This window comes from Nocardioides alkalitolerans (assembly GCA_038184435.1).
GTDB lineage: Bacteria > Actinomycetota > Actinomycetes > Propionibacteriales > Nocardioidaceae > Nocardioides > Nocardioides alkalitolerans_A.
The window spans coordinates 1071843-1092370 of record CP116227.1 but is presented as its reverse complement, the minus strand read 5'-3'; the positions used below and the strand labels follow the sequence as shown (position 1 = coordinate 1092370).

At 74.4% G+C, this 20528-nt stretch carries 21 protein-coding genes; 10 read left to right on the top strand and 11 right to left on the bottom strand.

Annotation, left to right across the window (positions count from 1 at the left end):
- The 5 genes from PIR53_05330 to PIR53_05310 form a co-directional block, all read right to left on the bottom strand.
- Positions 1-678: a GntR family transcriptional regulator gene (locus PIR53_05330; GenBank protein ID WZH53420.1), complete on the bottom strand. Its 678-nt coding sequence runs from the start codon at positions 676-678 to the stop codon at positions 1-3.
- A complete protein-coding gene (locus PIR53_05325; protein ID WZH53419.1) occupies positions 659-1594 on the bottom strand; it encodes an EamA family transporter in 936 nt (311 codons plus the stop codon). Before PIR53_05325 ends, PIR53_05330 begins: the two co-directional genes overlap by 20 nt.
- 180 nt (positions 1595-1774) lie before the next feature.
- On the bottom strand, positions 1775-3022 hold the full coding sequence (locus PIR53_05320) for a dihydrofolate reductase (protein WZH53418.1): 1248 nt from the start codon (positions 3020-3022) through the stop codon (positions 1775-1777).
- Positions 3019-3831, bottom strand: coding sequence for a thymidylate synthase (locus PIR53_05315; GenBank protein WZH53417.1), 813 nt, complete (start codon positions 3829-3831; stop codon positions 3019-3021). Before PIR53_05315 ends, PIR53_05320 begins: the two co-directional genes overlap by 4 nt.
- Before the next feature lie 27 nt (positions 3832-3858).
- Complete coding sequence (locus tag PIR53_05310; GenBank protein ID WZH53416.1) at positions 3859-4116, bottom strand: hypothetical protein; 258 nt, start codon at positions 4114-4116, stop codon at positions 3859-3861.
- A gap of 56 nt (positions 4117-4172) precedes the next feature.
- Between PIR53_05310 and PIR53_05305 the strand changes: the two genes are divergently transcribed.
- Positions 4173-5546 (top strand): bifunctional adenosylcobinamide kinase/adenosylcobinamide-phosphate guanylyltransferase, encoded by a 1374-nt coding sequence (locus tag PIR53_05305; GenBank protein ID WZH53415.1) that lies wholly within the window; start codon positions 4173-4175, stop codon positions 5544-5546.
- Positions 5543-6364, top strand: coding sequence for an adenosylcobinamide-GDP ribazoletransferase (locus PIR53_05300; GenBank protein WZH53414.1), 822 nt, complete (start codon positions 5543-5545; stop codon positions 6362-6364). Before PIR53_05305 ends, PIR53_05300 begins: the two co-directional genes overlap by 4 nt.
- Before the next feature lie 12 nt (positions 6365-6376).
- Here PIR53_05300 and gcvT read toward each other — a convergent pair whose 3' ends face one another.
- On the bottom strand, positions 6377-7489 hold the full coding sequence (gene gcvT, locus PIR53_05295) for a glycine cleavage system aminomethyltransferase GcvT (protein WZH53413.1): 1113 nt from the start codon (positions 7487-7489) through the stop codon (positions 6377-6379).
- A gap of 45 nt (positions 7490-7534) precedes the next feature.
- Between gcvT and PIR53_05290 the strand changes: the two genes are divergently transcribed.
- Entirely contained in the window at positions 7535-9061 is a 1527-nt protein-coding gene (locus PIR53_05290; protein ID WZH53412.1) for a leucyl aminopeptidase, read from the top strand.
- A 249-nt stretch (positions 9062-9310) separates the two neighbouring features.
- Here the strand turns inward: PIR53_05290 and PIR53_05285 are convergent, their stop codons facing one another.
- Entirely contained in the window at positions 9311-9670 is a 360-nt protein-coding gene (locus PIR53_05285; GenBank protein ID WZH53411.1) for a hypothetical protein, read from the bottom strand.
- A 381-nt stretch (positions 9671-10051) separates the two neighbouring features.
- Between PIR53_05285 and sucB the strand changes: the two genes are divergently transcribed.
- Positions 10052-11899 carry a 2-oxoglutarate dehydrogenase, E2 component, dihydrolipoamide succinyltransferase gene (gene sucB / locus PIR53_05280; protein ID WZH53410.1) on the top strand — a complete coding sequence of 616 codons (1848 nt, stop codon included), beginning with the start codon at positions 10052-10054 and terminating at the stop codon, positions 11897-11899.
- A gap of 79 nt (positions 11900-11978) precedes the next feature.
- The gene (locus PIR53_05275) at positions 11979-12887 is read left to right on the top strand and encodes a TIGR01777 family oxidoreductase (protein WZH53409.1); all 909 of its coding nucleotides are present in this window, start codon (positions 11979-11981) and stop codon (positions 12885-12887) included.
- On the opposite strand, the gene PIR53_05270 is transcribed toward PIR53_05275, so the two are convergent.
- Entirely contained in the window at positions 12859-13461 is a 603-nt protein-coding gene (locus tag PIR53_05270; protein ID WZH53408.1) for a hypothetical protein, read from the bottom strand. The genes PIR53_05275 and PIR53_05270 overlap by 29 nt on opposite strands.
- An 85-nt stretch (positions 13462-13546) precedes the next feature.
- Between PIR53_05270 and lipB the strand changes: the two genes are divergently transcribed.
- The 5 genes from lipB to PIR53_05245 all read left to right on the top strand — a co-directional run bounded on the left by lipB (position 13547) and on the right by PIR53_05245 (position 18102).
- A complete protein-coding gene (gene lipB, locus PIR53_05265; GenBank protein WZH53407.1) occupies positions 13547-14290 on the top strand; it encodes a lipoyl(octanoyl) transferase LipB in 744 nt (247 codons plus the stop codon).
- Between the two features lie 85 nt (positions 14291-14375).
- Complete coding sequence (locus PIR53_05260) at positions 14376-15302, top strand: ABC transporter ATP-binding protein (GenBank protein ID WZH53406.1); 927 nt, start codon at positions 14376-14378, stop codon at positions 15300-15302.
- On the top strand, positions 15302-16300 hold the full coding sequence (locus PIR53_05255; protein WZH53405.1) for an ABC transporter permease subunit: 999 nt from the start codon (positions 15302-15304) through the stop codon (positions 16298-16300). The genes PIR53_05260 and PIR53_05255 overlap by 1 nt, the downstream gene beginning before the upstream one ends.
- 41 nt (positions 16301-16341) lie before the next feature.
- Positions 16342-17295 carry a lipoyl synthase gene (gene lipA, locus PIR53_05250; protein WZH54401.1) on the top strand — a complete coding sequence of 318 codons (954 nt, stop codon included), beginning with the start codon at positions 16342-16344 and terminating at the stop codon, positions 17293-17295.
- A gap of 93 nt (positions 17296-17388) precedes the next feature.
- A complete protein-coding gene (locus PIR53_05245; GenBank protein ID WZH53404.1) occupies positions 17389-18102 on the top strand; it encodes a DUF4191 domain-containing protein in 714 nt (237 codons plus the stop codon).
- An 87-nt stretch (positions 18103-18189) separates the two neighbouring features.
- Here PIR53_05245 and PIR53_05240 read toward each other — a convergent pair whose 3' ends face one another.
- From PIR53_05240 to PIR53_05230, 3 genes are all read right to left on the bottom strand, one after another.
- The gene (locus PIR53_05240; protein WZH53403.1) at positions 18190-19095 is read right to left on the bottom strand and encodes a hypothetical protein; all 906 of its coding nucleotides are present in this window, start codon (positions 19093-19095) and stop codon (positions 18190-18192) included.
- Between the two features lie 100 nt (positions 19096-19195).
- Positions 19196-20038, bottom strand: a complete 843-nt coding sequence (locus PIR53_05235; GenBank protein WZH53402.1) for an LppX_LprAFG lipoprotein — start codon at positions 20036-20038, stop codon at positions 19196-19198.
- A 53-nt stretch (positions 20039-20091) separates the two neighbouring features.
- Positions 20092-20505 (bottom strand): RDD family protein, encoded by a 414-nt coding sequence (locus PIR53_05230; GenBank protein WZH53401.1) that lies wholly within the window; start codon positions 20503-20505, stop codon positions 20092-20094.
- Between the last annotated feature and the right edge of the window lie 23 nt (positions 20506-20528).

Below are 20528 nucleotides of genomic sequence, written 5' to 3'. Positions count from 1 at the left end.
TCAGACGTCACCCACAGCGCGCCGGGCCGCGCGGATGAGGCTCGTCGATCGGTCGAGGTGCTCCCGCACGGCGGCGCCGCCCCGCTCGGGCAGGGCGTCGAGGTAGCAGCGGTGCTCCTCGGCCAGCGAGCCCGCCGGGTAGTCGGGACGGAGGTGGGCGAGCACGAGCAGGATCTCCGACTCCAGCTGCGCGTGGGCCGCCGCGATCCGCGGGCTCTCGGCGGCCTCGACCACGGCCCGGTGGACCGCGGCGTGCGCGTGCAGCGTCGCGCGCCAGTCGTCGGCCGCCTCCGCCGTGGCCAGCGCCTCGACGGCCGCGTCCATCGGCATCCGCACCTCCGCCGGCCACGGGCTGCCGTGCCGCTCGGTGACGATGCGGACGGCCTCGGTCTCGAGCGCGGCCCGCAACTCCTGCAGCGCCCCGAGCGCGGCGTCGTCGGGGGTCGCGACGCGGGCGCCGGCGTACGGGACCGCCACGACGAGGCGCTCCGCCCGCAGCAGCGCGAGCGCCGCGCGGGCGGTGTGGCGCGAGACGTCGTGGTCGCGGGCGAGGTCCTCCTCGCGCAACGGGTCGCCCGGCGCGAGGACCCCGCGGTCGAGGATCGCGTCGCGGAGGGTGGCCGCCAGGCGCTCGACCGCGGTCGGGCCCGGCGCGGCCTCACGCCGCCGGGGCGACATCGAGCCTCCTCCCCCGCCGCTGCGGCAGGCTGAGGATCGCGAGGCCGACGACGAGGACGACGAGGCCCACGGACGCGAGCCCGGTGAGGCGCTCCTGCAGCACGAAGAGGCCCAGGAGGGTGGCGCCGAGCGGCTCGGCGAGGGTCAGGGTGGCGACGGTCGTGGGCTCGAGGCGCCGGAGGCCCCAGCCGAACAGCAGGTAGGCCACCGTGGTCGTGACGAGACCGAGCCACAGCACGAGGGCGAGGCCCCGGGGCGTGGCCAGCCACGCGGTCGACGTCAGCAGGAGCAGCGGGACGCTCGCGACGGCCGCCGCCCCGAAGGTCGCTCCCATGGAGGTGCTCGGCGTCCAGCCGCGGTCGAGGAGCAGCTTGCCGGCGAGGGCGTAGAGGGCGTACGACGCGCCCGCCGCCACCGAGGAGGCGACGCCCGCAGGGGCGACCGCCCCGGCGCCGCTCGTGGCGAGGCCCGAGACGAGCACCACGCCGACGAGCGCCACCGCGGTCGCGACGCACCAGCGGAGCGAGGGCACCTGCCGCCGGACGAGGCCGTCGAGCATGCCCGTCGCCACGGGCGCCGAGCCCAGCGCCACGACGGTGCCGACGGCGACGCCGTTCTGCGCCGTACCGGCGAAGAAGAAGGGCTGGTAGGCCACGACGCCCGCGGCGCCGACGGCGACGACGAGCCAGGCGGGGAGGCGGCTCGCCGTCGTCGTGCCGGTCGTCGTCCCGGTCGACGGCGTCGATCGTGCGGCGAGGAGGGCGACGACACCGAGGATCCCGCCCCCGACGACGATCCGGGCCGCGCCGACCGACGTCGCGCTCGCGTCGACGTCGGCGAGCTCCTGCGCCGTGCCGGTCGTGGCGAAGCACGCCGCGGCGAGCAGCACGGCGAGCACGGCGGGGGCGCGAGTCACGGGAAGATTGTTACACAATCCGCCGAGTTGGGTTGTTCGGCGAGGCGCACGTTAGTCACAGGAGTTGACAACTTTCCCCGGTCAGCCGGGGAATCGACCGCTTTGACCATCAAATTTGATGGTCAAGGCGGCGTGTTCCCCGGCTGACCGGGGAACACGCCGGCTGAACCACCCGCGTCCTCAGCCCAATGCGTCGGCGAACCGCTGGAGTCGCTCGACCAACACCGGACCCGTGAGGTCCGGGCGCCCGATCCCGGCATAGTTCGCCGCCCATCCCGCGACCTGCGGCGCGGCCCGGTCGACGGCCCACCGGTCCCACGCGGGTACGTCGCCGAGCCGGACCCCGCTGGCTCGCTCGTACGCCTCGAGGAAGATGCGCGCGGCCTCCGCCGATCCCAGCAGCACCAGGTCCTGGCGCGCCCACGCCACGTCGAGCTCGACCGGACCACGGCAGGCCCCGGTCCAGTCGACGATGCCGGCGACGCGCGACCCGTCCCACAGCAGGTTGCCGGCCCAGAAGTCACCGTGGACCAGGGCCGTCCGCGCCGAGGGCGGTGTCGCAACCGCCGAGGAGCCGGGCAGGCCCGCGCCGTCCCACGCGTGCACCGCGGCCAGGGCCTCCGCCATCGCGGGCGCGAGCTCCTCGGGCGCGGTGTCGGGAGGCGGGGTGCCGCCAGCGAGCCGCGTCGTGACGAGCACCGGACCCCACGGCGTGGCGCCGTCCGCGACGTACCGAGGCGCCAGGGGCGGAGCGACCTCCAGCACAGCACGCTCGCGCTCGACCGCCGGGTCGCCGGGCGGGAACCACCGCGCCACGAGGTCGCGGTCCCGCTGCCGGACGGCGAGGGTCGTCGCGTGGGTACCGCCGCGCAGCAGCGCCGGACCCGCGACCGGGCCACCCAGGAGCCCCGCCAGCGCGTCGAGACGCGCCCGGCGCCAGCGCACCACCACGGTGAACCCGTCGTGCACGTCGCGGTCGACCACGGGCCACCCGGCCTCGTCGATCGCCGGGTAGCGCACGTCGCCCCGCACCTCGAGCGGGATCTCGGTGAGCACCTGGGCGTCGACCAGACCGGGGACGGCGAGGGCTGCGGCGTACACCTGCGCCCCGCCCGCCACGCTGACGGGAACACCGAGCCCGTCGGCGATCGCCACCGCGGCATCAAGGTCGCGGGCGACGTGGACCCCGTCGTGCCCCGGCGACCACGCGGCGTCCCGCGTCAGCACCACCGTCGTCCGCCCGGGCAGCGGTCGCCCGATCGACGCGTAGGTCGCGCGGCCCATCAACAGCGTCGTACCGAGGGTGCGGCGCTTGAACTCCGCCTGCTCCCCGGGCACCTTCCACGGGATGTCGGGGCCGTCCCCGATGACCCCGTTGCGCGCGACGGCGGCGACGCAGGTGACGGTGAGGCCGCCGGGGGTGGTCATACGGCGATCGGCGCCTTGATCCCCGGGTGCGGGTCGTAGCCGCGCACCTCGACGTGCTCCAGGTCGAACCCGTCGATCTCCCGCACGGCCGGGTCCAGCCACAGCGTCGGCAGCGGACGCGGCTCGCGCGTGAGCTGCAGGCGGGCCTGGTCGAGGTGGTTGAGGTAGAGGTGCGCGTCGCCGAGCGTATGCACGAAGTCCCCCACCTCGAGGTCGAGCACGTGGGCGACCATGTGGGTCAGCAGCGCGTACGACGCGATGTTGAACGGCACGCCGAGGAAGACGTCGCCCGAGCGCTGGTAGAGCTGGCACGACAGCCGCGGCCGCCCGCCGTCCCGCGCCGGCGCGACGTAGAACTGGAACACCGTGTGGCACGGCATCAACGCCATGTCGTCGACCTGGGCAACGTTCCAGGCGCTGACGACGTGCCGTCGCGAGTCGGGGTCGGTGCGGATCTGCTCGATGATCTTGGTGATCTGGTCGATGGAACCGCCGTCGGGCGTAGGCCAGGAGCGCCACTGCGCGCCGTAGACGGGGCCGAGCTCGCCGTCCTCGTCCGCCCACTCGTCCCAGATCGTCACGCCGCGCTCCTGCAGCCAGCGCACGTTGGTGTCGCCGCGCAGGAACCACAGCAGCTCGGCGAACACGGAGCGCGTGTGGACCTTCTTCGTCGTGACGAGCGGGAAGCCGGCGGTCAGGTCGAAGCGCATCTGGTGGCCGAACACGCTGAGCGTGCCGGTGCCCGTGCGGTCGGACTTTTCCACCCCCTCGTCGAGGATGCGGCGGACGAGGTCGAGGTAGGCCTGCACGCCCGTGAGACTACCGCTGCGAGGCGCTCAGGGGTGCAGGGACATCGGGCCGTAGACCCGGCGCTCCCCCTCGAACAGCACGACCGCGTCGACGCCCTGCTCGACCAGGTCGCCGAAGACCTCGCCCACCCACGACTCCGCGTCGGACTGGCTCGGGAACCGCTCGTCGGCGTGCTCGCCGGTCACGGTCACCTCGTTGCCGTCCCGGTCCTCAGCGCGCCACCACCAGAGCTGCTCCGGGGGCGTCGGGGAGCGGAAGGCGGACGGCGCGTCGGGGAGGTTCACGCCCCCGAGACTAGGGGCGGGTGCCCGCCCCCGACAACGGACCCGACAATGACCCGGTGAGCGTGCGACTCCTCGGCACCGGTGCCGCCGACGGCTGGCCCCAGGCGTTCTGCCGCTGCGCCTCCTGCGGTGCGGAGCGCGCGGCCGGCCGGGTGCGCGGCCAGACCGCCGCGCTCCTCGACGGGACCGTTCTCCTCGACTGCGGACCCAGCACGCCCGAGGCGGCCACCCGGGCGGGCACCGACCTCACCGGCGTGCGCCTCCTCCTCGTCACCCACCAGCACTCCGACCACCTCAGTCCCGCCGCGCTGATGCATCGGGGCTGGGTCACCGACGCACCGCTCACCGTCGCCGGCCCGCCCGACGCGATCGCGGCCGCGCGTGCCTGGCTGCCCGACGACGCACCGGTGACGTGGCTGCCTGTCGCGCCCGGCGAGCGGCACACCCTCCTCGGCTACGACGTGCGGGTGCTGGCCGCCGCCCACCGCACCGGCCTGGGCGACCCCGGCGCGGTCGAGGCCGTGCTCTGGGACGTGACGACGCCGACCGGGACACGCGTCCTGCACGCCACCGACACCGGCCCCCTGCCCGCGGCGACGATCACGGCGGTGGAGGGCGCGGCGTACGACGTCGTGCTCCTCGAGGAGACCTTCGGCGACCGCGTCGACCTCGCCGGTGAGCAGCACCTCGCGCTGGCCACGTTCGCCGAGCAGGTCCGCCGGCTCCGCGCGGTGGGTGCCGTCACCGACACCACGGACGTCGTCGCGGTGCACCTCTCCCACCACAACCCGCCGACGCCCGAGCTCGCGCGCCGCCTCGCCGCCGTCGGCGCCCGCGTGGTCGACGACGGCACCGAGCTCGTCCCCGGCGCCGTCACCCCCCGACCGGGCGGCCGCACGCTGGTGCTCGGCGGGGCCCGCTCGGGCAAGTCCGTCGAGGCCGAGCGGCTCGTGGCGGGCGAGCCGCAGGTGGCGTACGTCGCGACCAGCGGCCGCCGCGACGGGGACGCCGAGTGGGCCGAGCGCGTGGCCCTGCACGTCGAGCGTCGCCCGGCCCACTGGCGCACGGTCGAGACCCTCGACCTCGTCGGGCTGCTCGCCGACGAGGCGCCCGGCGAGGCACTGCTGGTCGACTGCCTGACCCTCTGGCTGACGGGCGTCATCGACCGGTACGGCGCGTGGGAGCCCTCCGCGCCCGACCACGCCGACGCGTGGGCCGCGGTCGAGGCCGAGGTCGCCGCGCTGCTCGAGGCCTGGCGCACGACCTCCCGCCGGGTCGTCGCCGTCAGCAACGAGGTGGGCCAGGGCATCGTGCCGGCCACGGCGTCGGGCAGGTTGTTCCGCGACGCCATGGGGCGCCTGAACGCGGCCGTCGCCGCTGCGACCGAGGACGTGCGCTGGTGCGTCGCCGGACGGGTCGTGTCCCTGTGAGCCCCGCGGGCACGAGCACCGGTGACGGAGTCCGGCTCGCCGTCGGCACCCTCTCCGTCCTGCGCGTCCCGCCGCCGCGGCGGGTGGACCGGGCCATCGCGGGCGTCGCCATGGCGGTCGCGCCGGGCGTCGGGCTCGTGCTGGCGCTGCTCCTCGCCGTACCCGTCGGCGTGCTCGCCCACCTCGGCTCCGCGCCGCTGCTCCTCGCCGTCCTCGCCATCGCCGGAGCGGCCGCGCTGACCCGCGCCCTGCACCTCGACGGGCTCGCCGACGTCGCCGACGGGCTCGGGTCGGGCCGCTCCGGCGAGCTCGCGCTGGCGATCATGAAGAAGTCCGACATCGGGCCCTTCGGCGTCGCGACCCTCGTGCTCGCGCTGCTGGCGCAGGTCGCGGCGGCCGCCACGCTCCTGGCCCACGACGCCGTGCTCGGCGCGCTGGCGCTCGCGGTCGCGGTCGTCGCGGGACGGGGCACGCTGCCCTGGCTCTGCACCCCGGCCTGGCCGGCCGCGCGCGGCGACGGTCTCGGCGCGACCGTGGCCGGAGCGGTCACCGGCGCCCGGGCGGCCGTCGCGGTGGGCGCGACCCTCACCCTGCTCGCGGGTGCCGCGGTCCTCGGGGTGCTGCTCGTCGGCCCCGTCGCACCGGACCGCTGGCTCCTCGCGCTCGGCCTCGGCGTCGTCGCGGGCCAGGCGGCGGCGTACCTCCTCGCCCGGCGCTGCCGCCGCCGCTTCGGCGGCGTCACCGGTGACGTGTACGGCGCGTGCGTCGAGTCCGCCGTGACGGTGACGCTCGTCGTGAGCGCGCTGGCGCTCGGCTGACGCGGCCCGGGCTCAGCGGGCCGAGGCCTCCACGAAGGGCGGCCGCACGACGGTGAACGCCTCGGACCGGCCCCGCACGTCGACGACGACCTCGTCGCCCTCGGCGACCGCGCGGTCGAGCAGGGCCAGCGCGATCCCGGTGCGCAGCGTCGGGGAGAACGTGCCGGACGTGACGAGGCCGAGCTCGCCGCCCTCGGCGTCGAGCACGCGCATGCCGGGGCGGGGGATGCCGCGCCGCACCGCCCGCAGGCCCCGCAGCACCCGCTGCGGTCCGGCCGCGCGCTCCGCGAGCAGGGCGTCGCGGCCGGCGAACGCGGGCTTGTCCCAGCCGACGGCCCAGCCCAGCCGCGCCTGCACCGGGGTGATGGTCGGCGCGATGTCCTGGCCGTGCAGCGGGTAGCCCATCTCGGTGCGCAGCGTGTCGCGGGCGCCGAGACCGGCCGGCAGCAGCCCGTGCGGCTCCCCCGCCGCGACCAGGGCGTCCCAGAGCGGCTCGGCGAGCGCGACCGGGGCGACGACCTCGTAGCCGCGCTCCCCCGTGTAACCCGTGCGGCACACGACCACCGGCCCGCCGTCGAAGGTGGTGTCGCGGAACGACATGTAGGGGTGGCCGGCGGGCAGACCGGCCGCCTCGAGCACCGCGTCCGAGGACGGGCCCTGCACCGCGAGCACGACGTGGTCCCGGTGCTCGTCGCTCACGTCGATCCCCGCCGGGGCGCCGGCCCGCAGGATGGCGACGACCGCGGCGGTGTTGGCGGCGTTGGGCACGAGGAACACGTCGTCGTCGGCGCGCAGGTAGGCGATGAGGTCGTCGACGACACCGCCGTCCTCGGCGCAGCAGAGCGTGTACTGCGCCTGGCCCGGCGCGATCCGCCCCAGGCTGTTGGTGAGCACGGCGTCCACGTACGCCGCCGCCCCCGGCCCGCGCACGCTCGCCTTGCCGAGGTGGCTGACGTCGAAGAGGCCCACCCGCTCGCGGACCGCGGTGTGCTCGGCGGCCGTGCCCGCGGCGTACTCCACCGGCATCGCCCACCCGCCGAACGGCGCCAGCTTGGCGCCGAGGGCGACGTGCCGCTCGTGCAGCGGGGAGCGGAGGAGGTCGGTGGGCTCGGGGGTGGCAGCCATGGGGGCGAAACTACGTCACCAGCGCGTCACCTAGCATCGGGGAGCGTGACGTCCTACACGCTCAGCAAGGCCAGCCCCGCCAAGACGCGCGCCGACGCCGTGGTCGTCGGCGTGGTGCGCACGGAGCAGGGGCCCCGCCTCGCGGCGGGCGCGGAGGACGTGGCCGACGCCTACGGGCGCCGGCTCCACCCCCTCCTCACCACGCTCGGCGTCACGGGCGACGAGGGCGAGACACGGCTTCTGCCGACCGGCGACGGCATCACGTCGCCGTTGCTGGTGCTCGTGGGCCTGGGCGCGGAGGGTGCGGAGACCGACCCCGCCGCCGTACGGCGCGCCGCCGGCGCCGCTGCCCGCGCGGCCACGAACGCCGCGACCGTGGCCGTGGCGCTGCCCGCCGACGACGCCGCACTGGTGACCGCGGTCGTCGAGGGCTGGGAGCTCGGGGGCTACCGGTTCAGCACCTACCGCGAGGAGACCCGGAGCGAGGACACGCGCGCCCCCGAGGTGGTCGTGCTGTCCGGCGCTGCGCGCCGCGCCGACGTGCAGCAGGCCGCGACGGACGCGCAGGTCGTCGCCCGGGCGGTCGCCGCCACCCGCGACTGGGTGAACACGCCCCCGGTCGACCTCACCCCGCCCGCCTTCGCCGACGCCGTCGTCGCCGCCCACAAGGCCGCGACGAAGGGCCGTGGTGCCCCGAAGATCGACATCGCCGTGCACGACGAGGCGTCCCTGGCCGAGCTGGGCTGCGGCGGCATCCTCGGTGTCGGCGCCGCCTCGAGCGCTCCCCCGCGTCTCGTCGAGCTGTCCTACGCGCCGGCCGATCCGGTGGCGCACCTCGCGCTCGTCGGCAAGGGCATCACCTTCGACTCCGGCGGCCTCTCCATCAAGCCCGGCGGCTCGATGACCACGATGAAGTGCGACATGGCCGGTGCCGCCGCCGTGGTGCAGGCGACCCTGGCGATCGCCGAGCTCGGGCTGCCCGTCGCGGTCTCGGCCTTCGCGCCGATGGCCGAGAACATGGTCTCCAGCAGCGCGACGCGCCCCGGCGACGTGCTGCGGATCTACGGCGGCACCACCGTCGAGGTCTCCAACACCGACGCCGAGGGCCGGCTCGTGCTGGCCGACGCCCTGGTGCGTGCCACCGAGCGCGAGCCCGACGTCATCCTCGACGTCGCCACCCTCACGGGCGCGATGGTCGTCGCGCTGGGCGACCGCATCAGCGGCGTCATGGGCTCCGACGAGGTCGTGGCCGACGTCGTCGCCGCCGCGACCGGCGCGGGCGAGGCCATGTGGCCGATGCCCCTGCCGCCCGAGATGAAGGAGCGCGTGCGCAGCAGCAAGGTCGCCGACCTCGCCCAGCACGACTGGGTGCGCTGGGGCGGCGGGCTGTTCGCCGGCGCGTTCCTCCGCGAGTTCACGGACGGACGGCCCTGGGCCCACCTCGACATCGCCGGCCCGGCGTTCCACTCCGGCGGGGCGACCGGCCACCTGACGCCGGGCGGCACCGGTGCCGCCGTGCCGACGCTCGTGGCCTACACGCGCCGCCTGGCCGCGGCGCGCGCTGCTGGCTGACCTCCGTCGTGTAACGCGGTGTCCGGGTCACTGTGGCAGTGGTTGACCAGGGTGCAGGTGGCACTAACACCGCGTTACATGTCGCGAGGCCTCGTCGCGTCGACGGGGCGGCGTACGCCCCCCACCGGCCGACACCTCGGCGTGTAACGCGGTGTCCTGGTCACTTCTGCGGTGGTCTATCCCTTCCACAGTGGCCCGGACACCGCGTTACACGGGGTGAGCCCGATCGGGCCGCCCGCGCCGCACGGCTCAGATGCCCTCGGCCTTCTTCCGCCGGTTGTACTCCCGCATCCGCTGCGGCACGCCCACCACGGCGGCGTCGTACGACGGGATCTGGTGCTTGTTGGCGAACGCGTGCGCCCACGCGACGGAGGGGACGCGGCGCCGGGTCCACTCCCCGTCGTGGGCGACCAGCAGCAGGGTCACGTCGTTGACGGCGGTGCGCGGTTCGACGAAGCCCTCGATGCCGCGACGGGTCTGCACCCACTGCAGGAGGTGCTGCGCGTCGGCGGAGTCCGAGGCCCGCACGCGGGTCGATCCCGTGCGCAACCCGTCACGGAGCGGAGCGCTGGTCCGGGGGCCCCGGCGGAAGCGGTCGAACAGTGCCATGCCCCCATTCTGCCGCGCCCCACCCGTTCGTGGAGGCAGGACTCCGCGAACCGCGCGACCGACCGAGCGCTCGCCCCTCGACCCCTACCCGGTGGTAGGGGAATCGCCGGGCCATCCGGGTGGGCCCGGCTGCGGTGGTAGTGCAAGGATGGTCGTCCGACAGCACAGCTCCGGATGCGTGGAGGCGCCTCGTGACGGACCTTCGATCGACCGGCCCCCACCGGGGCCGTGCCGACGCAGACCGTGCTCTCGTCCTGCGCCCGACGCCACCACCACGACCCGTCGACGCGAACCCCTGACGCGGCGCGCCCCCCGCGGCGCTCCGAACGAACCGGCACACCCCCTCCGACAGACGTTCAGAACGAGACGAATAGGAAGCACATGGCGACCGAAGTAACCCTGCCGGCCCTCGGCGAGTCCGTCACCGAAGGCACCGTGACCCGCTGGCTCAAGCAGGTGGGAGACACGATCGCCGTCGACGAGCCGCTGCTCGAGGTCTCGACCGACAAGGTCGACACCGAGATCCCGTCCCCGGTCGCCGGCACGCTGCTGGAGATCAAGGCCGACGAGGACGACACGGTCGAGGTCGGCGCGGTGCTGGCCGTCGTGGGCGACGACGACGAGGGCAGCGGCGACGCCGGCACGACCGACGAGACCGCCACCCCCGAGGCGCAGCCCGCCGACGAGGAGCAGGCCGCGAAGAAGGCCGAGCAGGAGGAGGAGATCGTCGAGGAGAAGGGCGAGCTGCCCCCCGGCGACGAGACCCCCGAGGCCGAGAAGACCGAGTCGAAGCCCTCCGCCTCCGGTGGCTCCGGTGGCACCGGCGGCGGCTCCGGCACCCCGGTGACCCTGCCCGCCCTGGGCGAGTCCGTCACCGAGGGCACCGTGACGCGCTGGCTCAAGCAGGTCGGCGACGAGGTCGCCGTCGACGAGCCGCTGCTCGAGGTCTCCACCGACAAGGTCGACACCGAGATCCCCTCGCCCGTCGCCGGCACGCTGCTGGAGATCAAGGCCGACGAGGACGAGACCGTCGAGGTCGGCGCCGAGCTCGCGATCATCGGTGACGGCTCCGCCGCCCCGGCGGCCGCCGAGCCGGAGCCCGAGCCCGAGCCGGAGCCGGAGCCCGAGCCGGAGCCCGAGCCGAAGCCCGCCGCGGAGAGCAAGCCCGAGCCCACCCCGGCGCCGAAGGCCGACCCGGCCCCCGGCAAGTCGGCGGAGCCCGGCTCGGCTCCCGCCGGTGCCGCGCAGCCGTCGCAGGCCGCCTCGTCGGAGCAGGACTCCTCCGCCGACGCGGGCACCTACGTGACGCCGCTGGTGCGCAAGCTCGCCGCGCAGCACGACGTGGACCTGTCCACCGTGACCGGCAGCGGTGTCGGTGGGCGCATCCGCAAGCAGGACGTGCTCGACGCCGCCGCGAAGGCCAAGGAGGCCGCTGCGGCCCCCGCCGCTGCTGCCCCGGCCGCCGCGGCTCCCGCGGCCGCCTCGTCCTCCGCTGGTGCCCCGGCCACGCCGTCGCCGCTGCGCGGCAAGACCGAGAAGCTGTCGCGCCTGCGCAAGATCATCGCCTCGCGCATGGTCGAGTCTCTCCACGGTGCCGCGCAGCTGACGCAGGTCGTCGAGGTCGACGTCACCAACATCGCGCGCCTCCGGGACGCGAAGAAGGCCGAGTTCCTCGCCCGCGAGGGCGTCAAGCTGTCCTACCTGCCCTTCTTCGCGAAGGCGGCCACGGACACGCTGAAGGAGCACCCGGTCCTCAACGCCTCGCTCGACACCGAGGCCGAGACGGTGACCTACCACGACGTCGAGCACGTCGCGTTCGCGGTCGACACCCCGAAGGGCCTCATCACGCCCGTCGTGAAGGACGCCGGCGACCTGTCGATCTCGGGCCTGGCCAAGAAGATCGCGGACGTCGCGGAGCGCACGCGCACCAACAAGATCGGGCCGGACGAGCTCTCGGGCGGCACCTTCACGATCACCAACCTGGGCAGCTTCGGCGCTCTGTTCGACACGCCGATCATCAACAGCCCGCAGGTCGCGATCCTCGGCCCCGGTGCCGTGGTGAAGCGTCCGGTCGTGATCGACGACCCGAACCTGGGCGAGACGATCGCGGTGCGCCACATGGTCTACCTGTCGCTGACCTACGACCACCGCATCGTCGACGGCGCCGACGCCGGTCGCTTCCTCCGCGACCTGAAGGCGCGCCTCGAGGCGGGTCACTTCGAGGTCTGATCCACCCCGCTGCACCAGCCGGCAGACGGCCCCGTCCTACTCTGGACGGGGCCGTCCGTCATCTCCGCAGGAGGACCCCATGCACGTCGTCGTCGCCGGCTCGTCCGGATTCCTCGGTCAGGCCCTCGTGCGCGCGCTCCGCGGTCGCGACCACCGGGTGACCCGGCTCGTACGGCGCGACTCGGCCTCGGAGGACACGTCCCACTGGGACCCCTACGCGGGCGAGGTCGACTCCGACCTGGTCGGCTCCGCCGACGTGGTCGTCAACCTGGCGGGGTCGCCCACCATGGGCAACCCCCACTCGAAGAAGTGGGCTACCGAGCTGCGGCGCAGCCGGATCGCGACGACGGACCTCCTGGCGCGCACGATCGCCGACGCGTCGACGCCCCCCGCGTTCCTCGCCGGCAACGGCATCTCGTTCTACGGCGACCACAGCGACGTCGGCGACCCCGTGCTCGCGGAGGACGCCGACTCCCGCGGCGACGCGCTGCTCAGCGAGGTGACCCGCGAGTGGCAGGCCGCGACCACCCCCGCCAGCGAGGCCGGCGCCCGCGTCTGCATCCTCCGGACCGCGCCGGTGCTCGACCGCAGCAGTGCGCCGCTCAACCTGATGCTCCCGCTCTTCCGGCTCGGCGGCGCCGCCCGTCTCGGCGACGGCAGCCAGCACTTCCCCGTCATCTCGTTGCGCGACTGGGTGGGCGGCGTCGTCCACGCGGCCGAGCACGACACCCTCAGCGGCCCGGTCAACCTGTGCTGCCCCGAGGTGCCGACCAACGCCGAGTTCACCCGCACGCTCGCCGAGCTGGTGCACCGCCCGGCGTTCCTGCGGGTGCCGTCGGCGATCATCAAGCTGGGCGCCGGCCGCATGGCGCCGGAGGTGCTGGGCTCGCTCCGCACGGTGCCGGCCGCCCTGCAGGACTCCGGTTACGCCTTCCACGACCACGACGTGCGGGACGTGCTCACGGCGGCACTGGCTCCGACGGCGTGACCCCCGGGCCGCCGGGCCCGGACGACACCAACGTCCACGCGCCGTCCCGACGCTCGAGCACCAGCCGACGCTGGGCCTCCCCGCGACCGGGCAGGCGGGCCACGCGGGAGCCGTCACCGCGGCGTACCTCCGCCCGGTCCATCCGGTCCGTCACCACCACGACCACGCGGTCGGGCGTCGCCTCCTCGATCGTCACGTCGCGGACCGCGAACCGCAGGTCGTTGACGGTGAGGCCGCGCTCGACGTACGCCGCCAGCACCCCCGCGTCCTCCTCCCCCAGCGCGGACCCGGCCGGGTAGAGCCGCGCGACCGCGGCGACGTCACCCGTCGCGTACGCCGCGGCGCGACGCGCGTCCCACCCCTCGACGACCGTGCGGACGACGGCCTTCGGGTCCCCCACCGGGCGGGGGGCCACCGTAGCCCCGCCCGTGCTGGCGAGGGCGAGCGCCGCCCCCGCCGCCAGCGGCCCCACGACGAGCGCGAGCGCGGCGACCAGCAGACCGCGCGGGACCCCCGCACCCGCCCGACGGGTCGCCCGGTGGCACCCGCTCGCTGGTGGTCGTCGCACTCGCACGACGACAACGGTGCCGGAGATCGCCGGACGGCGTCGGCCGTCATCCACAGGCGGGCGGAGGGCGACGCCGGAGTAGGCTCGCCCCATGGCGCTGGAGCTGCGGACGCACGGTCTCGACGAGGGTGCGACGGGGGTGGAGTACCGGGCGGCCTGGGACCTGCAGCGCGAGGTGCACGCCGCCGTGGTCGACGCCCCGGCGCCGGCCGACGGCACCCCGCACGGCACCGTGCTGCTGCTCCAGCACCCGCCGGTCTTCACCTGCGGCAAGCGCACCGACGCCCACGAGAAGCCGCTCGAACCGGGCGGCGCCGACGTCATCGACGTCGACCGCGGCGGCAAGATCACGTTCCACGGCCCGGGGCAGCTCGTGGGGTACCCGATCGTGCGCCTGCCCGACCACGTGCTCGTCGTCGACTACGTGCGGCGGGTCGAGGAGGCGCTGATCCGCGTCTGCCGCGACCTCGGCGTCACCACCGCCCGCGTGCCGGGCCGCAGCGGCGTCTGGCTCCGCGCCGACGACCGTGGGCCCGAGCGCAAGATCGCCGCGATCGGCATCCGCGTCTCCCGCGGCGTCACCATGCACGGCTTCTCCCTCAACTGCGACGTGGACCTGGGGTGGTACGCCCGGTTCACCCCCTGCGGCATCACCGACGCCGGCGTGACCTCGCTGTCCGCCGAGCTGGGCCGCGACGTGACGATCGCCGAGGTGCTCCCCCTCGTCGAGCACCACCTGCGCGACCTGCTCGCCTGGGCGCCGTACGACGCGACCCCCGACTACGAGGCGCGCCCCGAGCCGCCGCGCATCGCCCTGGTGACGCCCGGCGCCTGACCCGTCGGCCGCTCGAGAGCCGTCCGGCGCGTCGCACGCGTCGTACCGGCGGCCGTGCTCCATGCTGCGCTCGTGGGGGACGACGATGAGTGACCTGGTGGTGGAGACGCGCGGGCTGCGGAAGGACTTCGGCAGCCACGGCCGCACGGCGGTGGACGGGCTGGACCTGTCGGTGCCGCGGGGCGGCGTGCACGGGTTCCTGGGGCCGAACGGCTCCGGCAAGACGACGACGATCCGCATGCTGCTCGGCCTCGCCCGGGCGACCGGCGGCACGATGCGGCTCTTCGGCGAGCCGGTGCCCGAGCGGCTCCCCGAGGTCATGGGCCGCGTGGGCGCGGTGGTCGAGTCGCCCAAGTTCACGCCGACCTTCTCGGCGCGCACCAACCTCGAGCTGCTCGCCCGTGCCGGCGGCATCGACGCGAAGCGGGTCGACGCGGCCCTGCACCAGGTGGGGCTGGCGGGGCGCGAGAACGACCGCTACCGCACCTACTCGCTCGGCATGGAGCAGCGCCTCGCCATCGCGGCGACCCTGCTGAAGGACCCCGAGCTGCTCATCCTCGACGAGCCGACGAACGGTCTCGACCCGGCGGGCATCCGCGAGATCCGCGAGATGATCCGCGCGCTCGGCGCCCAGGGGGTCACGGTGCTGGTAAGCTCCCACATCCTCGCGGAGATCCAGCAGGTCTGCGACTCCGTCAGCATCATCGGTCGCGGTCGTCTGCTGGCCGAGGGCCGGGTGGACGAGCTGGTGGCGGGCGGCACGACGTACCGGCTCGTCGTCTCCCAGCCCGAGCGCGCCGCGGGCGTGCTCGAGGACGCCGGGATCGTCGTGCACCGCGAGGCCGACCACCTGACGCTCGACCTCGGCGACCGCGACCCGGAGGAGGTGGCCCGCGCGCTCGCGGGCCACGACCTGTGGCCCCGGGAGCTGACGCCGGTACGCCGCGACCTCGAGTCCGTCTTCCTGCAGCTCACCTCGGCGGAGCCCACGGTCCCCGGCGGTGCCGCGTGATGCGCCTGCTGGGGGTCGAGCTGACCCGGTTGCGCAAGCGCCGCGCCGTCGTGGTGCTGGTGCTCGTCGCCCTCGTCGTGCCGGTGCTGATCGCGGCGAGCCAGCTCTGGAACACGCGGCCCGTCTCGGACGGCGACCTCGCCCGGGCCGAGCAGCAGGCCGAGCTCGACTACCAGGCCGCGCTCCAGTCCGTCGACGACTGCGTCGAGGCGCCGGAGACCTTCGGGTACGTCGAGGAGGCGGGCAGCGACGAGGCGCGGGAGGTCTGCGCCGCCGACCTGGCCGACCCGCATTGGTACACGGCCGACAGCTACCTCTACCGCAGCGCGCTCGACGTCGAGACCACCCGCACCGACGCGGCGGTGGCCGTCGCGGTCATCGTCCTGCTGGTGGTCGTGCTGCTCGGCACGACCTTCGTGGGCGCCGACTGGGCCTCGGGGTCGATGTCGGTGCAGCTGCTGGTGGACCCGCGGCGTACCCGGGTCTGGGTCGCCAAGGCGCTCGCTGGCGGGATCGTGGCTGCGGGCCTCGCGACGGTCGCGCTCGCGCTGTTCTGGACGATGGTCGCGGTGACGGCCGCGAGCCGGGGCATCGAGACGTCCTCGGAGACGTGGGGCCGGGTGGCGGTCTCGTCGGTCTGGACCGTGGCGCTGCTGGTCGCGGCCACGCTGGCCGCGCACGCGCTGACCATGCTGCTGCGCTCCACGGTCATCACGCTCGGCATCGTCTTCGCGGTGAGCGTCGGCTCGACGATCCTCCTCGCCGTGTTCGGGGCGTCCGCGATCCGGTGGACGCTGCCGACCAATGCGGTGGCGGTGGTCGCGGGCGAGGTCGAGTACTACGCCGACGACTGCTACTCCGACGGCGACCTCGGGATGTCCGCCGACCCCTGCCTGCGGGTGCTCGAGCGCCCCGAGGCGGTCCTGTACGTCGCGGTCCTCGTCGCGCTCCTCGTGGCGGTCTCGATCGCGTCGTTCCGCCGTCGCGACGTGCCGTGAGCAGGCTGGCCGCACGGGCGTAGAGTGGGCCCGTGACCCAGATGCCATCAGCTGACGGCCGCAAGCTCCTCCGCCTGGAGATCCGCAACTCGGAGACCCCGATCGAGCGGAAGCCCGAGTGGATCAAGACCCGCGCGACGATGGGCCCGGAGTACAAGGCGCTCCAGCACCTCGTGAAGTCCGAAGGTCTCCACACGGTCTGCCAGGAGGCGGGCTGTCCCAACATCTTCGAGTGCTGGGAGGACCGCGAGGCCACGTTCCTCATCGGTGGCGACCAGTGCACCCGACGCTGCGACTTCTGCCAGATCGACACGGGCAAGCCGCAGCCGCTGGACCGCGACGAGCCCCGCCGGGTCGCTGAGTCGGTCGAGAAGATGCAGCTGCGCTACGCCACCATCACCGGTGTCGCCCGCGACGACCTGACCGACGGCGGCGCCTGGCTCTACGCCGAGACGGTCCGCGCCATCCACGAGCTCAACCCGGGCACCGGCGTGGAGAACCTCATCCCCGACTTCAACGGCAAGCCCGACCTGCTGGCCGAGGTCTTCGACTCCCGCCCCGAGGTGCTCGCCCACAACCTGGAGACGGTGCCGCGCATCTTCAAGCGCATCCGTCCCGCGTTCCGCTACGAGCGCTCCCTCGACGTCCTCACCCAGGCTCGCGCGGCCGGGCTGGTGACGAAGTCCAACCTCATCCTCGGCATGGGCGAGACGCGCGAGGAGATCTCCGAGGCGCTGCGCGACCTCCACGAGGCCGGCTGCGACCTCATCACCATCACGCAGTACCTGCGTCCTTCCCTGCGGCACCACCCCGTCGAGCGCTGGGTCAAGCCCCAGGAGTTCGTCGAGCTGCAGGAGGAGGCCATGGAGATCGGCTTCGCCGGCGCCCTGTCCGGTCCCCTGGTCCGTTCGTCCTACCGCGCCGGTCGGCTGTACCGTCAGGCCGTCGAGGCCCGGGCCGCCCAGCCGGTCGGACCGGCCATCGCGACGGTCTGACCGCGTCGGTCCGACGCGTCCGTCCGACGTAGTCATCACCCGTCCTCAGCACCGGACCCCGGTCCGGCGAACGTGAAGAAGGCACCTGAGCGCATGTCGAGCAAGCAGCCCGCCGCCCCGGCCCCGAAGAAGCGTCGGCAGCAGATCGCCGAGACCTACCGGATGGCCAAGAAGGGCGACCCGCGGATCGGCCTGATCCTGGTCGGCGTCTTCGTCGTCTTCGCCGCGCTCGGGTTCCTGGTCTTCACGCTCCTGCCGGGCGACGGCATCCTCTCGACGATCCTCAGCGTCGTCACCGCGCTGCTGGTCGGCACACTGGCGACCCTCATCGTGTTCGGACGCCGCGCGCAGACGTCGATGTACAACCAGCTCGAGGGCCAGCAGGGCGCCGCCGCGGCCGCGCTCCAGATGCTGCGCCGCGGCTGGGAGACCACCCCGGTCGTGGCCTTCAACAAGCAGCAGGACGTCGTGCACCGCGCCGTCGGCAAGCCCGGCGTCGTGCTCATCGGCGAGGGCAACGCCAACCGCCTCAAGCCGCTCCTGGCCGGCGAGCGCCGCAAGCACGAGCGCGTCATCGCCGAGGTGCCGGTCACCGAGATCATCGTCGGCCGCGGCGACGACCAGGTGCCGCTGCCGAAGCTGGTCCGCAAGGTCCAGAAGCTGCCCAAGAAGATCAAGGGCCCCGAGATCACCGACACGATCAACCGCCTCAAGGCGCTCGACGCGCAGCGCGGCAAGGTGCCGCTCCCCAAGGGCCCGCTGCCGACGAACATGAAGGGCATGCGCCAGAACATGCGCGGCCGCTGAGCCCCGCTCCCCCGCGCTTCCTCCGCACGTACGACGACGCCCCCGGTTCCGCTGGAACCGGGGGCGTCGTCGTGGGTGGGTGCTGGCTCAGCTGTCGGTGGCCGCGCCGCCGCCCATGGAGCTCATGAACTCGTCGTAGGGGATCGCGTCGGTCGGCGCCTCGATGGTGACGTCGCGACCGAAGTCGGACCACGACTGGACCGTCTCGGTCTCGGGCGCCACATCCGTCGCCGGCGAGACCTGCGCCAGCTCGACGACGCGACCCTCGGCGTCGATCGCGACGGACTGGGTGATCTCCTCGGGCACCGCGCCGGTGGCGCTGAGGTCGCCGTAGCCCAGGATGTCGAACATGACGGCCGGGTCGAGCACGACGTCGTACGTCTCCGTCGAGACGCCGTCGACCTCCTCGACGCCGGTGAAGGTCACCGACGTCGACGCCTCGGCGAGGATCTGCTCGTTCTTGTCGGGCGAGCCGAGCAGCGCGAACGCCTGGGCGAGCGGGTTGCTGGGGTCGTCGATCGGCAGGGAGACCTGCTGGCCGCCCTCGGCGATCGGGATGTACATGGTGCCGTCGACGACGACGAGCTCGCCCTCGCCCGCGCCGAAGTCACCGGTGAGCCGCAGCGCGGGGTTCTCGAGGTCGAGCACCTGCTCGCCGCTCATCGTGGTCGTCGCACCGTCGACGGTGGTCGTCTGCTCGATCGCGGCGGTCTCCCCCGCGGTCGAGGCCTCGAGGTAGAAGGACGCGAACTCGGCCGGGTCGACCTCGCCGCCCTCCTCGACGTCGAAGGACGAGCCCTCGACCGTGCCGTCGTCGGAGCCCCCGTCCCCCTCGTCGCCCGAACCCTCGTCACCGGAGGTCTCGTTCGAGCTGGACGAGCTGTCGTCGTTGTTGCTCGAGTCGTCGTCGGAGCCGCAGGCGGCGAGGCCGGTCACGGCCAGGACGCTCAGGGAGGTGGCGGCGATGGCGCGGCGTACGTTGAGGCGCGTCATGGTTCCTTCCGGGGTCGCTTCTCGGGGTGCTGCTCGGGGTGGGTGGCTCCGTGGAGCCGCCGGCACCCTGCCCCCGCGGCGACGCCTCAAACGGAATGGTTCAAGAAGTCGTGAATCCCGGGATGCCGTCGAGGAGCGTGACGTCCGCGGCGGGCGGCGCCTCGACGGTGACGTCGGCTCCGTAGTCACTCATCCGCAGCGTCACCATGGCCGTCTCCCCCGTCGGGAGCGGCAGGTCCATCTCCAGCTCGCGGAGGCGGTCGGCGTCGTCGAGCAGCACCGTCTGCTCGACGGGCTCCGTCGGCAGCGCCGCGGCCGCCCCGGGCACGAGCTCGGCGAGCGCGCTCGGGTCGAGGGTGACGGTGTAGCGCTCCAGGGTCTCGCCGTCGACCGTCTCCTCGCCGTCCCGCTCGATGTCGGCGGCGGACCCGAAGGTCGCCGCGAGCTGCTCGGGGTCGAAGGACCCGGTGAGCTGCTCGGGGTCGAGACCGAGGCCCGACAGGTCGACGGTGCTGAGGTCGAGGCCGACCCAGGGGCTGCCGCCGCCGAGCATCGCGGCGAGCGGGCCGCCGAGGTAGACGACGCCGTCCACGACCCGGAGCTCGATGCTCTGGCCCATCGCGTCCATCGTCAGGCTGGCGGCGGGGCCGGTGCCGGCGTCGGTGTCTGCGTCGTAGGAGACGACGCCCTCCGCGCTGACGTCCCCGCCGCCGGGGAGGCCCGCGACGTCCAGCGAGACGCGGGCGGAGGTGACGTCCTCGTACGCCGCGGTCATCGCCGACGCGAGCTCGACGGCGTCGACGGGGCCGGTCGTCGTCGCGGGGCTCGCGGGCGCCGCGGCGGGCTTCGGCGCGTCGTCCTCGCCGCAGGCGACCAGGCCGGTGACCGCGGTGGCGGAGAGGGCGAGGGCGGCGACGGTGCGGCGGAGCGTGGCGCGGGTCATGACGTCGATGGTGGCACAACCCGCCGCCGTACGGCGCGGGTCAGGCGCGCGGGTCAGCGGCGCGGGGCGAGCGGGACCGTCATGGTGCCGGCGACGATGTCGTGGAGGCCGCGGCCGTCCGGGCGGAAGACCAGCGGCGGGATCACCAGGGCGACCAGGAACGAGCGACCGAAGGCGCGGATGGGATCGATGGGGCCGGGGTGGCCGTCGTAGCGAACGACGCGGAGTCGCGTCACCAGCTTGCCGAACGAGCCGCCGGCCAGGCAGGTGAGCACGGTCGACTCCAGCACGAGGAGACCCAGCGTGAGCAGGGACGGGTTGGCCCCGGCGGCGTCCTCGGCCGTGGCCGGGAAGTAGCGGGCCGGGCCCACGAAGGCGATGACGACCAGCATGCAGGCGAACCAGTCGACGAGGAGCGCGCCCATGCGACGGGCCCAGGAGGCGGTCTGACGGTCGGTGCTGGCCACGGGCGCAGGTTATCGAGACCGTG